Raw genomic sequence first — 13,396 nt, forward strand, 5'->3', positions numbered from 1 at the left:
TTTAACAAATGAACAAGGATATTCTTTTTTACCTGATGATGGGAGTTGGTGCCATTATTTTCGTAGCTGCACTAACGAATTGGGAATGGTTTTTTAAACAGCGCCGTGCTCAAACAATGGTAAAGGCCATGGGGCGTAGAGGAGCTCGTATCTTTTATGCACTTCTCGGTATTTTCTTTTCTGTTTTTGGGTGGATGGTATTAACAGGTCGTATAGCAATCGAATCCATCTTTTAATTTATTTGAAAAATTTGTAACCATTCTTTTCTATCTTGTATCTCACCAGAGAAACAAATAAAAAGATAGGATTATGAATGATTTTGCACTTGCAATTATTTGGTTGACACTATTTGCTGCCGTATTTTTCTCTTGGTACTTTTTTCTGCAAGCACGCACAAAAGAACGCACTTTACTAATTGACAAAGGCGCCGATGCCAGTAACTTTTACGCCAAAAAACCAGAGCGAAAAGGGTTTCGTTTTCCCTGGTTAAAGTTTGGTTTGTTAGCCGTTGGTATTGCCTTTGGATTAATGTTTGGGTTTGTAATGACACATGCAATCTTTCCAAGTTCATTGGGCCGAATAGATGAACCATTTGTATTTGGTTCAACCATATTGTTTGGTGGTTTGGGAATGATTTTAGCTCACTTTACCGACCAAAAGAAAAACCAGTAGTGGAAGATATTTACATCAAAAAGGTAATAGAAGGCGATGAGCAGGGCTACCGTTACTTTATAAGGCGGTACCAGGACATGGCCTTCTCCATTGCTGTTTCTGTTGTAAAGGATGAGTTTTTGGCTGAAGAGGTGGTGCAAGAGTCTTTTATGAAAGCATTTGAGAAAATGCATATGTTTAAAAGACAATCGAAATTCAGTACCTGGTTGTATCGCATCATCGTTAATATCGCTTTCCGTAAGCTGGATAAGGAAAAGAAATGGAAAAATGAGCCTCTGGTATCGGTGGCCGACACCATTGAAGAAAATACCTTTGATGCCCTTGAGAGTGATGAACGCAAATACTACATTAATGAAGCTTTAAGTCGACTATCTGCCAACGAAAGTCTGGCTTTGCGCCTATTTTACCTCGAAGAGTTGTCGCTTAAAGAAGTAAAGGATGTAACGGGCTGGTCGACTAGTAAGGTAAAAGTGGTGATACACCGGGCGCGCAAAAGCTTTTATTCGCAGCTAAATGCTTTATTAAAAAATGAATCACGTTTAATAATCTGATAAAGCCTTAAAGATGATGGATGAATTACATGATAAACGACTCAAGGCCTTACTGAAAGATAGTCAATTGGAAATGCCATTTTCTGATTTTGAAGATAAAATGATGGCGCGTGTAAAAACTGAATTACACGGTAAACATTCCATTATTAAAAACCTTCGGCTGTCATGGTTCTTTTTCTTAATAGGAGCTATTTTTGGTTTGGCGGTAAGCATTACTCTACCAATGATTCAGTTTGAGCTGGGTGGTTTCGATATTAAATCGTTGAGGTACCCCATTATGACAGTGGTACTGTTTATTATTATCTGGCAACTGGATGAAATGATAAAGCTGACGGTGCGTCAGAAAAAACAGAACAAATTGAGTTAGTTATTGTAAGGATGAGTGAAGTAGAAATTGGCTCCTTTGCCCGGTTCACTTTCTACGCTAATAGATCCGCCTAGTAGTTCAACCAGGTTTTTAGCAATGGATAGGCCCAGGCCTGTACCACCAAGGTTGGCCCCAAAGCGCTCTTCTTCTCTAAAAAAACGTTCAAAAATCTGCGCAACGCGCTCCCTCTTAATGCCAACTCCGGTATCTTTAACATAGAATATTAGAGAGTTTTTGTCATTAGCTGGATACACGCCAAATTCGATGGAGCCATGCTCGGTAAATTTAGCAGCATTTTCAAGCAGATTGGTTAAGATCTGGCGCAAACGCGTTATGTCACTAGTAATAATCAGTGTTGAATCGGCAAGGGAAGCATCAATGTTATAACAACAGGTAATGTGCTCTTTATCCAATCGTTTCAGGCGAAGTTGAAAAATAGCTAATAATCGTTCGAAGAGTTGGTTTATGTCTATCTCGTTTTTGACTATTTTCAGTTGCGAAGCTTCAATTTTTGATATATCAATAATGTCGGATATAATGCGCAGCAATTGTTGTGAGTTTTCTTCAATAATATCAAGATAACGCACACGATCTGTTTTTTCTATTGTTTCATCCTTTAGCAAATCAGTGAAGCCTACAATCCCATTCATGGGCGTCCTTATCTCGTGACTCATATTGGACAGGAAGGCTGTTTTTAGACGGTCGCTCTCCTCGGCCTTGAGTTTCGATTTTTTAAGTTCTTCGTTAATGCCTTTCAAAGCTTCGTTTTGCTGACGCAACAGTACTTCCTTTATTTTTAATTCATCGGTTGTTTGCCTTAAATCTGTAATATTAATCAGGGAAACAATAACCTTACTCCAGGAATTTTCATGACCATAAGGTATTTTGACCGTTATAGACACATATATTTTATTGCCTTTGAGCGTCATATGCTCTGATTCGGTCTCATAAATCATTTTCCCATTACAGAAAGATATGATTTCTTCTGTGATATCTAATAATGCTTTTTCGTTGAAAATCTTATCTATATTATTTAGAATATCAGCTTTGTTGTCTGCTTCTAGATATTGAATAGTGGCCTTATTGATATTGTTGATTTTGATAACTCTAGCGCATTGTTTTATAAAGTCGGGGTTACTTCGTATGTAATGCTCAACATCATTAACGCCACTGTTCTTTAGTTCATCGACCATTTGTTTTGCAGCGCTAAAATCTTCTTCCCATAATGAAATGGGCGAATCTTCAAACAATAGCTTAAATCGTTCTTCACTTAAGGTAAGGTTTGCATGTGCTATTTGGCTCTTATTTATCTCTTTCTTTAAACTGTAATTTAAGGCGGATAACTGTTCGGTTCTTTGTAACACCGCTTTCTTAAGACGTCGGTTAAACAAGAAGAAAATCAACAAACTGATAAGCGACAGAATGACTACCCCCAACAGTATAAACAACAGTTTTTTTGTGCGCCGGTTATTAAATAACTGATAGTCCTCAAATAAAAAACCATCAAGCGAGTACAGCGGATGCAGCAGGCCAATCTCAACAAAGGTATCGGCAATATAAGTCCAGCGATCCGGATTCATATGCCCGGGTTCAATCAACTTGGGCATTACCAGGTCTTCCATCTGGGTGGCTTCATAAACGAGCAACTTTTTGTCTAGCTCTGGATTGTATTTGTTAATGATCAGGTTTATCAGCTCTTCTTTATTATCCATGGCGTATACCCAACCTTTTATAGATGCTTTAACGAAGCCTTCGGTGAGCCCTTTATTATCTTCCACCATTTGTTGCGATGTAAACAAAACATCGCCATATAAATCAATTCCATAGGAGCGGGGCTTAAACACCAAGGGGTCTATACCGGCCTGCTCAAGCTGAAATGGTGAATCAGTAATATAGGCCGATATGACATCGGTGCTATCATTGATTAAGTCATTAATATAACCAACATTACTACCGTAACTGTAGGTGTCTTTAGATATGTTGAACTTATTGAGGAGGGCAACGGGAGAGGCTAAGCCATTTTGTCCGATAGATATACGCATGCCCTCCATGTCTTCGATATAGCGGATGCCTTTGTCTTTTCGTGTCAATAATATTTCTGGCGAGTGCTGAAAGATGGCAGCCAGGGCCACCACTGGTTGGTTTTGGTTACGGGCAATAATAAGTTTTGATGACTCTAGACCAAAATCGGCTCGCCCGCTAATCACTTCCTCAACAAAATTAATGGAGGTGCTTCCTTCTTTAACAACTACTGCTATGCCAGCATCTTTATAGTATCCTTGCTCAATGGCGGCATAAAAGCCGGCAAACTGAAACTGGTGCTTCCATTTTAGTTGCAATACGACGGTGTCAGGCACTTGCATGCCTGCTGCCGAAACGCAGATAAAGAAGACATAGATGTAAAGGATTAGCTTTAGAGCCGCTTTCATTTATTAGGTTCCCATTGAAATTTGATTTTTCAATATACAAATTTTTTTGGGTGCTAATGAAATTCTTACAATCCTGTTCGATTAATTAATGATGACCTCATCAATAAATAGCCATGACGGATGACCTTTTCCTTTGTGCCAGTCGGGACATACACCTATGTTCTTAACAGTAATACGAAGGTAACGAGCATGTACATCTTCCTGCTGAATAACTATCTGCTGTTGCGAATAGTTGTTTTTTTGTTTTGGCTCAGCTACACGTTTCTTAATAGGAGCGCTAAATGTCTTATTATCATTCGACCAACTTACCTCCAATTCTTGTGGCAGAAATATCCAAGCTTCAGGGTTGTGCATGGCATTGAGCTTTATTTCGTTTAAGACGATTGATTCGCCAAAGTCAATAACTAATTCGGCATCACTCTTTTCATAGCCCAGCCAGGCACCATCGTTGTAAAAGTGTGAACCTGTTTTACCATCAATTAAAGTAGAAGCACCATTAGCTTTGTACTTAGCATGGGGCGATGTAAGTAATTCAATTTGTTTTCCAACAGCTTTGTGGTGAATGGTTGCTCTTTTTTGGGGGATGTCATCAGGACTGGCAAATGCCCATTGTAAGTAGTCTGCAGTTAATTCCTTAACTTTTTGAGGATATTGACTGGCTAGATTCTTCATTTCCGAGTGGTCGGTTTTGATGTTGGATAAGAATAGAAAATCCTCATCGGGGTTAAGTGTTCCTTTGCCACTATTGTCTTGCGGGTAACCCAACAATTTCCAGTCGCCTTTTCGTATGGCCCAGCTACCACCACTTTTCCAAATAAACTGTTCATGTTCGCTTGCGCTGTTCTTTTCAATCACTTTTCTAAGGCTTAAGCCTTCAATAGCATCTGGTAATGATGAAATGTCGCAGTAATCGGCAACAGTTGGCAACCAATCGATGTTAAAAGCCATTTGCTGACGTTGCTGACCAGGTTTTATTTTATCCGGATAGCTGATGATAGCAGGCACGCGAATGCCTCCTTCGAATAAGGAGAATTTTGATCCGCGGTAAGGCCCTGCATTGCCGCCACCTCCAAACGTGCGGGTTTCGTTGCTATGCCCATGGTCCGATTGCAGAATGACGATGGTGTTGTCACGAATGCCTTCTTCTTCAAGGGTGCTGATAAGCTGACCGATATACTCATCGATGGTAGAGACAAAAGCCGCATAGTCGCGACGAGGCATCTCTAGATGTTGGTAATAATCGCGCCACTTGCCCTTGGGCTGAAGTGGGTAGTGTGGCATATTGATGGCATAGTACATAAAAAACGGCTGGTCTTTGTGCTCTTTAATGTACCTGTCAGCTTTCTCGGCCATTAAGTCGCCAAAGTACGCTCCATCGTGCCATACTTCTTGTCCATTTTCCCATAAATCGTGACGGTTGGGGCCATTCCAATAGAAAAAGTGCGAATAATTATCGATGCAGCCGCCCATGTGACCAAAGGAATAGTCAAAACCTTGTCCGAGTGGCATTGTTTCAGGTGTATAGCCAATGTGCCACTTGCCAATGTGCGCTGTTTTGTAGCCTTCTTCCTTCATTATTTCGGCTATTGTTATCTTCTCCGCGGGCATGCCTTCATGACCTTCCTGCGACGAAGCATTGCCGGGTAACCCTGCTTTGTGTGGGTTTTGTCCTGTCAGCATCGAAGCCCGTGATGGCGAACAAACGGGAGCCGCCACGTAAAACTGGTTAAACTGCACGCCTGATTCAGCCAGGGCATCCATGTTTGGTGTATAGAGGTCTGTGGCACCATAGCAGTTCATATCAATACTGCCCTGGTCGTCGGTGAGTACGATGATGACATTAGGACGTTTGTTTTGAGCTGTAACACTACCAGTGTATAAACCTAAAAGGCATAATGCGATGAGAAGACGTTGTAACATATTATTCGACTTAAATTATTGAAACAAAAATACGGCGAATGCTACAGCGGAATGAATGTATGAAGTTCAGATAGTGGGAGAGATGTTCAGAGGAGTTTAAGAGTTGACTCGTTAATTTGAAAAGCTGGTGAATTGTGGAGTTTTCTTACCACCAAGTCACAAAGGACGCTAAGTGAAAATTTGAAGGGTTTTTCGTGCTATATGAATTACAGTGGGTAAGTAATGCCTATTCTCATACCATTGTCCTCTAGCCGGACGGGCTTTTCATTTTTGCCTTAATGCAAAAACGAAACAAAAAAATCAAGGCTAACTGCAAAAAAAAACATTGATAATATATCTCTTACTAACTTCGGCCGGGTGAGCTTCGAACAAGTTCTCAGCTTCCCGGTCTCACTAAGTAACATTAGAAATATCAATCCTTTTTTTGCCGTAGGCCAGCAGAGTACAGCGTAATTAAAATCATACAGAGCCATGGGGGTTTTTCGTGCTCTTCGTGACTTGGTGGTTATTATTTAGTATCGTGTTTTATCAAATCATTGATTACTCTGCATAAATCAGTTTATCGCCTTGCTCCATCAGCTCGCCAAAGCAGGTGGGTTCAATATTGTTTTGCTCAAGTAAGTTTTCGACTACTTCAATCGCATCATCTTCAACTGCAAGTAATAAACCGCCACTCGTCTGTGGGTCGCAAAGGATGTTTTTATAGCTGTCGTCGGCTAGCTCAACCTGGCAGCCATAGCTGAGCCAGTTGCGTGTAGTGCCGCCCGGCATGCATTTCTGCTCAATGTATTCCTGCAGCATATCGAGCTTAGGCACTTTGTTATAATCGATTTTAGCCGATAGCTGACTGCCTTCGCACATCTCGCTCAGGTGACCAATCAGGCTAAAGCCTGTCACATCGGTCATGGCCTTAACACCGGTAATAGGGGCTAGTTTCTGTCCTAAGGTATTGAGCTGACTCATCAGGCCAGGCGCAATAGCGGCATGTTCTTCCTTTAGCACACCTTTTTTTTGTGCGGTTGACAAGATGCCAACTCCCAAAGGTTTGGTTAAGTATAGCCTACAGCCTTTAGTAGCTGTGTCGTTGCGTTTCAGTTTATCCAAATCAACACGGCCTGTCACGGCCAGTCCAAAGATGGGTTCCGGACTGTCGATACTGTGCCCACCGGCCAAAACAATGCCGGCTTCTTTACAAGCCTGGCGTCCGCCATCCATTACTTTCGATGCTTCTTCGGCAGGTATCTTATCAACCGGCCACCCCAATATGGCAATGGCCAATAGGGGCTGACCACCCATAGCATAGATGTCGCTGATGGCATTGGTAGCCGCAATCTTGCCAAAGGTAAAAGCATCATCAACAATGGGCATAAAAAAATCGGTGGTGCTGATAATGGCCGTGCCATCGCCCATGTCATATACGGCAGCATCGTCGCGACTGCTGTTGCCAACAATCAACTTATCGTCGTGAATAGGGGTGATGTTGCTTTTAAGAATATCGGTTAAAACCGATGGGGCTATTTTGCATCCGCAGCCAGCACCGTGGCTGTATTTTGTGAGTTTAATATCAGACATGTTGTTTAGTATATTCGATTAAGGTATTGGCATTATCAATGGCATTGGTGCCCGGCATATCAATGAAATGAATGTCGTCTTTGTTACGTTTGTCAATGCCGCGTTTGTAGTATTTGTCGTAATAACCAAGGGTTAACAGGGCTACCTCATAAAAATTATCTTGCTCCAATAGCTGATGCGCTTTTTTAGTGACATCGTAACCCAGGCGTTTTGATATGCGATTGATGGCGTTGGCCAGCTTGGCTTTATCGCCCAGTGCATATTCTTCAACCAGCAGTTTGGCACGTTCTTCTTTACTTATCTCAATAAAAAACAGTTGCGATTCGCGCATTTTATGGAATAAATGCATCGGAATATTCACATTGCCAATATTAGGGCTTTCGTCTTCAACCCAGATAGGTTGTGAGTAGTCGAACTGACGCCATTGCCAATACAGGTTATTCTCAAACTGTTCGGTAGTTGGCTGTTTATCCATGCCAATATTACCAAAGGCCGAACCCTTGTGCGAAGCCAGTCCTTCGAGGTCGAGCACCTGGTGGCCTGTGGCCTCAATCTGATGCAGGATATGTGTTTTGCCACTGCCTGTGTATCCGCCCAGCAGGTTGATGGTCCCTACATTAAAATTGTTGAGCGCTTCGCGGCGGTAGGCCTTATACCCCTTTTCAATCACATACACCTCGTTGAAACCATTATCCTTAAGGTGTTGTGCAAAAGCATGACTGCGCATGCCACCCCGCCAGCAATGAATAATAATATTTTTATCAGGCGCTGCTTTCAGCGATTCATCAATAAACCACTGCAGCTTAGGTGTTACATATTGGTAACCCAGGTCAATAGCTGCTTTCTGCGATTCTTGTTTATACACCGTTCCCACATGTGCACGCTCTTCGTTGCTAAACAACGGGATGTTAATGGCATGCGGAATATGTCCTTTGGCGAACTCGCCCGGCGAACGAACATCGATTAAAGGCAGGTGTGTATAGGTCTGTAAGTAGTTAGTTATGCTTATATCTGTTGGCATGGCGCAAAGGTAGTGATTTAGATTTAAGGTTTGAGGTTTAAGGTTTAGGGTTTAGGGTTTGGGGTTTGGGGTTTAGGGTTTAGGGTTTGAGATTTAGGGTTTTGGTAAAAGGCGTATAGTAGCTGTTAAATAGAAGGTGCCTTTAATCATATAATACATACCGTTTGTCTGCAAAATAATGTCGTTCATCAAGGAAATGTAAAATAAGTGTGTAAAAGGGTGTTACGTTTTCGTGTTTGTGCAATTAATAGGTAGATAACACAATTTAACCAGACATGTCAACTCACTACTTATCGGAGAGCGTTTTTGCAAAAACTCCGGCATCACTCATGCACAAACGTGCATGCCTTCACTTTTTCAATAAACAAGCCACGCACGTTTATGCATGGGTCCACTTTGGGGTGAAACGACCTATGCACGCTTGTGCACGGCTCCTTTTTTTGGCAGTCGACCAATACCAGTTTGTGCATGTCCTAACTTTTCCATACACCAGGCTTTGCCTGTACATGCACAACTATCTAATAAAACTTACACCTACACAATTATAACTTAAACAAGTATTATGAGAAAAATTAGTAAAGTATTTAATGACATTCGTGTGGCTGAAATGGCCGATTTAACAACTAACCTTCTGAATGAAATTGAAAAAGCACCTGCCGACGATGCACACATGCTTAAGCTCAAAGAGCAGATTCAGCCACTGAATAATCAACTGCTTGCCGCTATTAATAAAGATAAAGCGGCATCTGACTTAGATAGTTTCGATGCGGCTCGCGATGGTGTTTACCGTTCGCTTTTGTACCTGGCAAAGGGCTACCTGCACCATCCGGATGCTCAAATAAGGGAAGCGGCCATTGAAGTAGATACAGTTATTGATAAGTACGGTTTTGATTTGGTAAACGAAGCCTATGGTGCACAGTCGGCCTTAACAGAGTCTTTTTTAGAAGATATGGCGAAACCCGAAGTAGCCACTAAGGTGGAGCTATTGCCGGGTTTAAAAGACTTAACAAGCCAGCTGGATGGTGAACAAACGAAATTTAAAACAGCAGAAGAAGCCTGGAACAATGCCCGATCGGCTGGGCAACTAACGGAGAATGCTTCGTCTGTTAAACGAGAATTGTTGAAAGTAGTGAATGAGCGACTGGTGGTGTATTTGCGCGCTATGATTCAGGTGGCCCCGGAATTGTATACCAACCTATGCTCCAAATCGGCCTTATTAATTGATTCGGCCAACAGCATCATCAGACGCCGACGCCATAATGCTGACGATTTGCAGATAACAAATAATTAAACAAGAATAACATGTGGTGTAGGTGATAAGGGTGCCCGGTTGTGGCACCCTTTTATATGGCTAATATCTGTTTGTATGCACTGAATTAGATGTTGTGTAGTTAACATATTTAGGTGCACAATACTTGCCCATATGGTATGTATTGTGCACCTTTAGGATTCGTAAAGAAGAAATAAATGCCATACGTTTATAAAAACGTTAGCTACAAGCAAAAAAACATACTCAGAATGAATAATATATTTGAGATATTATATAAACCAACTGTAGTCTTTAACAGGTTAGATAATCTGTATGAAGAAGATTTAGACTCAAATAGTAACACTCTTGTTGTGATATTTGGAGCATTTCTAGCTGTTTATTCCTGCTTTATGGAATATGAACTTCTAACAGAAATAGCGTCTGGATTTTGGTTAGTCTTATTGTGTTTGTTTTTAATACTCATATCAGTAGGAATTAGTATCGTTTTATATAGTTATATCTTTACATACATTTTTTATTGGTTTGGTAAATTGCTTGGAAGTAAAGGGCTTGTTGCTGACACGAGAACCTCAATTGTTTATTCATTAGTTCCAGGGGTTTTGAGCTTTTTTATATTATTGACAGTGAAGTATATTTCAGAACCATTTCTGGACTCTACAATTCAATTTTGGACATTAAGAATTATTTCCTTAATCTTCTGGATTTGGACAATGACTATTTTGGTAATTGGTTTTCGGACTTTAAATAAATATGGAATTGTTAAAGCTATATTGAATTTATTACCATTACTCTTGGTCGGACTATCATATTATTTGATTAGGATTATTTTTATTTAACAATGCCAGTAGCTAACAAACCGTTATAAAGCATAAAGGGCATAGTGCAATTGGGTTGGTTTGGAGCATTGGCAACCACCGCCAAATCACTGATTTGGCTTTTGAAATGAAAACTTAAAACAAAATACAGCGCTTTGGCTCTGTTAAATATGAAAAGTATCTAAGGTTAATTTCCTTTACGCTTTATACGGCAGGCCGTTGTGCGTAAGCTAAAAAAAGAGAATGGAAACTAAAGACTATATTATAATTGGTTTAGGAATCGTAGGTTGGATTTGGGGTATTATTCAGTTTAGACTAAATCGAAAGTACCAAAAGGCTGATAAAGCAATAGAAAAAAGATTTGATGTCTATTCTCATTTTATGGACCAAATGGACGAGATGAATTTAAATCTGAGAAAAGACCCAAAGGCTGCGTATGGAATTTCAACAGAGTTTATGGCTGAAATGATTTCTGGAGACGAAGAACGCATAAATAAAGCACTGCTTAAATTCAATGAAAATCTTTTAGAAACCACCAAAGATTCGCTTCAACCGATGATGATTGTTAATTCGGAACTCAACAAATTAAAATTAGTTTCAAGTAAAAAATTACTGCCTAAAATTGCAGAATGCAAGTCATTGATTAATGATTATACAGTTGAATTTCAAACGGTATTAAGTAATCTATCTGCATCTAGCGATTTAGACTACAATGTAAAGCAACTGCAAAGCATTGGACACGAAGATAGAAATAGAAGAATGGAAGTTCTTTGGCAAGAAATTGAGAGTTTAATGAGAGATGAGATTGACTATTATAAGAAATAAAAGCCTACGCACAACACGCTAGTATAAAGCAATTGGCGTTAGTGAGTTCTTGGATGTTAAGTTTGGTAATCGACCACCGCCAAATCTTTGATTTGGCTTTAGAGATGAAAAGATAAAAACAAATAAAAGATTTGGCTCAGCGGAGTTTTGGAGGTAAGGTTTCGTTAAATTGCCAATCGCTTCATCTAGCCAAACGTTGGCGCGCATTCCCCTATAAACCCATAGTATTAATTTAAAATCAAGTTAATTAATACTTTTTAAGGTTTGGATTTCTTAAGCTAACGTAAAATGGGGACATCAAAATAGCTGAAATCCTGGCGCTTATTTTTTTATAATAGTCAGAATTTAAAAACACACAACCTAATTAATATATAATGAATCGCCTTTTAAAACTAACTACATTTGCATTGAGTTTATTCATTAGTCAAGTCTGTATATGCCAATCAAATGACGATTATCTAGAGGAAGCAATGAAAGCACTTGATAAAGAAATTAACAAAGGACTTATTGAGTTACAAAAAGAGTCTTTATTCTCGTCGGAAGGTGTCTATAAGATGCGTACCTCAAAAGTAGCCATAAAGAAAAATACAGATAATTGGAATAAATGGGAAGATGGCTCCTTTCTTATTGTTTTCAATACACCTAAAGAAAGAATAACCGTCTACACAAAAATCAAACAAGTGTATGATGTGTATAAGAGCAATAAAATGATTCAAGACGATGATGGGAATGACATCTTTACTTTTTACTGCGTAAATGAGCTAGGAGATGAATGTGAGCTCCATGTAAAATTCATTAAAAACTCGAAAGAAAGAATTGTTATTATTAACAAAGGAGAAATTGATATTGCACACATTGGGAAATTTATCTAATTACATAATAAAAAACGACGCGCCAACAATGGCTAATAAAGCATAGCTTGCCGCAGGCGCAACACAAGCTACGCATCATACGGCAGGCCGTTGTAATACCTGTTCGGCATCGATTGTATCTATATTGGCTATAATCTAGTCTGATACTACAAAGTAATAGAAACGAAGTCGCAGATTGCATTTAGCTGCCTACTGCGATTCATTTAGTATCATAGGTTAACATCGAATGGCTGATAGTGCTATTCTAACTATAACCTCAATAATGTATCTTTGTCCCTGTTTTTAATATAGTCAAGCATGCTAGCAATAACCGAAGACCGCTACCAGGGAATAACCATTGAAACAAGCGATATCAGCCTGTCAGAAGCTGCTTTTAGAAGTGAGCTGGAACAACTTATGCTCAGCTTACACAATAAAAAGCTGTTGTGGGTGAAGGTTAATATCGAGCAATCTGCTTTTATACCTGTATTGACCAACCTGGGTTTTGAGTTTCATCATTGCGACGAAAGAAGCGTGATGCTGGTAAAGCGGTTGACTGAGAATGCCTATATACCCACCAGCCGCAACTATATTGCCGGTGTAGGGGCAGTGGTGTTGCGCAACAATAAGTTGCTGGTGATAAAAGACAAGTTTCAGCCCGGCTATAAGTTGCCCGGCGGGCATATTGATAAAGGCGAAACGCTAAAAGCGGCTTTGCAACGTGAGGTGCTCGAAGAAACAGGTGTTGAGGTAGTGCTGGAATCGATTATGAATATAGGGCATTTTAATGCCGGTCAGTTTGGCGAGTCTAATTTGTATTTTGTCTGCACGGCCAGGGCTTTAAGCCACGAAATATTCATCAACGATGCCGATGAGATACTGGAAGCGCGTTGGATGGATGTGGATGTCTTTTTAAACCACGAAGAGGTTAATAATTATAACAAAAAGGTGGTTGAAGCTGCTATTAGTAATACTGGTTTAAAGCTTACAGAGCAGGAGGTTGAGTTGCGTATTCCTGGCGAGGTATTTTTGTAAGAGAAGTTTATTTTCCGCAGATGACGCTGATTTACGCTAATAATTGATATAACAACAAAGCCGCTAAC

13 protein-coding genes are annotated in these 13,396 nt (G+C 40.1%); 9 read left to right on the forward strand and 4 right to left on the reverse strand.

Annotation, left to right across the window (positions count from 1 at the left end; translation table 11 throughout):
* The first annotated feature begins 8 nt into the window (after window positions 1-8).
* From J1N10_RS05295 to J1N10_RS05310, 4 genes are all read left to right on the forward strand, one after another.
* The gene (locus J1N10_RS05295; RefSeq protein WP_262325638.1) at window positions 9-236 is read left to right on the forward strand and encodes an immunity 17 family protein; all 228 of its coding nucleotides are present in this window, start codon (window positions 9-11) and stop codon (window positions 234-236) included.
* 73 nt (window positions 237-309) lie between these two features.
* Complete coding sequence (locus J1N10_RS05300) at window positions 310-672, forward strand: DUF6249 domain-containing protein (RefSeq protein WP_262325639.1); 363 nt, start codon at window positions 310-312, stop codon at window positions 670-672.
* Entirely contained in the window at window positions 672-1,223 is a 552-nt protein-coding gene (locus J1N10_RS05305) for an RNA polymerase sigma factor (RefSeq protein WP_262325640.1), read from the forward strand. The genes J1N10_RS05300 and J1N10_RS05305 overlap by 1 nt, the downstream gene beginning before the upstream one ends.
* A gap of 13 nt (window positions 1,224-1,236) precedes the next feature.
* Window positions 1,237-1,590 (forward strand): hypothetical protein, encoded by a 354-nt coding sequence (locus J1N10_RS05310; protein WP_262325641.1) that lies wholly within the window; start codon window positions 1,237-1,239, stop codon window positions 1,588-1,590.
* Here the strand turns inward: J1N10_RS05310 and J1N10_RS05315 are convergent.
* The 4 genes from J1N10_RS05315 to mnmH form a co-directional block, all read right to left on the reverse strand.
* Window positions 1,587-4,019 carry an ABC transporter substrate-binding protein gene (locus J1N10_RS05315; RefSeq protein ID WP_262325642.1) on the reverse strand — a complete coding sequence of 811 codons (2,433 nt, stop codon included), beginning with the start codon at window positions 4,017-4,019 and terminating at the stop codon, window positions 1,587-1,589. The genes J1N10_RS05310 and J1N10_RS05315 overlap by 4 nt on opposite strands.
* Window positions 4,020-4,100: 81 nt before the next feature.
* Window positions 4,101-5,939 (reverse strand): sulfatase family protein, encoded by a 1,839-nt coding sequence (locus J1N10_RS05320; protein ID WP_262325643.1) that lies wholly within the window; start codon window positions 5,937-5,939, stop codon window positions 4,101-4,103.
* 540 nt (window positions 5,940-6,479) lie between these two features.
* Complete coding sequence (gene selD, locus J1N10_RS05325) at window positions 6,480-7,511, reverse strand: selenide, water dikinase SelD (RefSeq protein WP_262325644.1); 1,032 nt, start codon at window positions 7,509-7,511, stop codon at window positions 6,480-6,482.
* Window positions 7,504-8,532, reverse strand: coding sequence for a tRNA 2-selenouridine(34) synthase MnmH (mnmH, locus tag J1N10_RS05330; RefSeq protein ID WP_262325645.1), 1,029 nt, complete (start codon window positions 8,530-8,532; stop codon window positions 7,504-7,506). Before mnmH ends, selD begins: the two co-directional genes overlap by 8 nt.
* A 562-nt stretch (window positions 8,533-9,094) precedes the next feature.
* Here mnmH and J1N10_RS05335 point away from each other — a divergent pair.
* The 5 genes from J1N10_RS05335 (at window position 9,095) to J1N10_RS05355 (ending at window position 13,328) form a co-directional block, all read left to right on the forward strand.
* Window positions 9,095-9,823 (forward strand): DUF6261 family protein, encoded by a 729-nt coding sequence (locus J1N10_RS05335; protein ID WP_262325646.1) that lies wholly within the window; start codon window positions 9,095-9,097, stop codon window positions 9,821-9,823.
* A 227-nt stretch (window positions 9,824-10,050) separates the two neighbouring features.
* On the forward strand, window positions 10,051-10,638 hold the full coding sequence (locus J1N10_RS05340) for a YIP1 family protein (protein ID WP_262325647.1): 588 nt from the start codon (window positions 10,051-10,053) through the stop codon (window positions 10,636-10,638).
* 222 nt (window positions 10,639-10,860) lie between these two features.
* Complete coding sequence (locus tag J1N10_RS05345; RefSeq protein WP_262325648.1) at window positions 10,861-11,442, forward strand: hypothetical protein; 582 nt, start codon at window positions 10,861-10,863, stop codon at window positions 11,440-11,442.
* A 470-nt stretch (window positions 11,443-11,912) separates the two neighbouring features.
* On the forward strand, window positions 11,913-12,314 hold the full coding sequence (locus J1N10_RS05350) for a hypothetical protein (RefSeq protein WP_262325649.1): 402 nt from the start codon (window positions 11,913-11,915) through the stop codon (window positions 12,312-12,314).
* Window positions 12,315-12,611: 297 nt separating this feature from the next.
* Window positions 12,612-13,328, forward strand: a complete 717-nt coding sequence (locus J1N10_RS05355; RefSeq protein ID WP_262325650.1) for an NUDIX domain-containing protein — start codon at window positions 12,612-12,614, stop codon at window positions 13,326-13,328.
* Window positions 13,329-13,396 lie beyond the last annotated feature (68 nt).

Source organism: Carboxylicivirga litoralis, assembly GCF_025499605.1.
Taxonomy (GTDB): Bacteria; Bacteroidota; Bacteroidia; order Bacteroidales; family Marinilabiliaceae; genus Carboxylicivirga; species Carboxylicivirga litoralis.

What these genes read in the sequence shown, in the direction of transcription:
- J1N10_RS05295 (WP_262325638.1), top strand. Translation starts at nt 9, where the DNA reads ATGAACAAGGATATTCTTTTTTACCTGATGATGGGAGTTGGTGCCATT.
- J1N10_RS05300 (WP_262325639.1), top strand. Translation starts at nt 310, where the DNA reads ATGAATGATTTTGCACTTGCAATTATTTGGTTGACACTATTTGCTGCC.
- J1N10_RS05310 (WP_262325641.1), top strand. Translation starts at nt 1,237, where the DNA reads ATGATGGATGAATTACATGATAAACGACTCAAGGCCTTACTGAAAGAT.
- J1N10_RS05315 (WP_262325642.1), bottom strand. Translation starts at nt 4,019, where the DNA reads ATGAAAGCGGCTCTAAAGCTAATCCTTTACATCTATGTCTTCTTTATC.
- J1N10_RS05320 (WP_262325643.1), bottom strand. Translation starts at nt 5,939, where the DNA reads ATGTTACAACGTCTTCTCATCGCATTATGCCTTTTAGGTTTATACACT.
- selD (WP_262325644.1), bottom strand. Translation starts at nt 7,511, where the DNA reads ATGTCTGATATTAAACTCACAAAATACAGCCACGGTGCTGGCTGCGGA.
- mnmH (WP_262325645.1), bottom strand. Translation starts at nt 8,532, where the DNA reads ATGCCAACAGATATAAGCATAACTAACTACTTACAGACCTATACACAC.
- J1N10_RS05335 (WP_262325646.1), top strand. Translation starts at nt 9,095, where the DNA reads ATGAGAAAAATTAGTAAAGTATTTAATGACATTCGTGTGGCTGAAATG.
- J1N10_RS05340 (WP_262325647.1), top strand. Translation starts at nt 10,051, where the DNA reads ATGAATAATATATTTGAGATATTATATAAACCAACTGTAGTCTTTAAC.
- J1N10_RS05345 (WP_262325648.1), top strand. Translation starts at nt 10,861, where the DNA reads ATGGAAACTAAAGACTATATTATAATTGGTTTAGGAATCGTAGGTTGG.
- J1N10_RS05350 (WP_262325649.1), top strand. Translation starts at nt 11,913, where the DNA reads ATGAAAGCACTTGATAAAGAAATTAACAAAGGACTTATTGAGTTACAA.
- J1N10_RS05355 (WP_262325650.1), top strand. Translation starts at nt 12,612, where the DNA reads ATGCTAGCAATAACCGAAGACCGCTACCAGGGAATAACCATTGAAACA.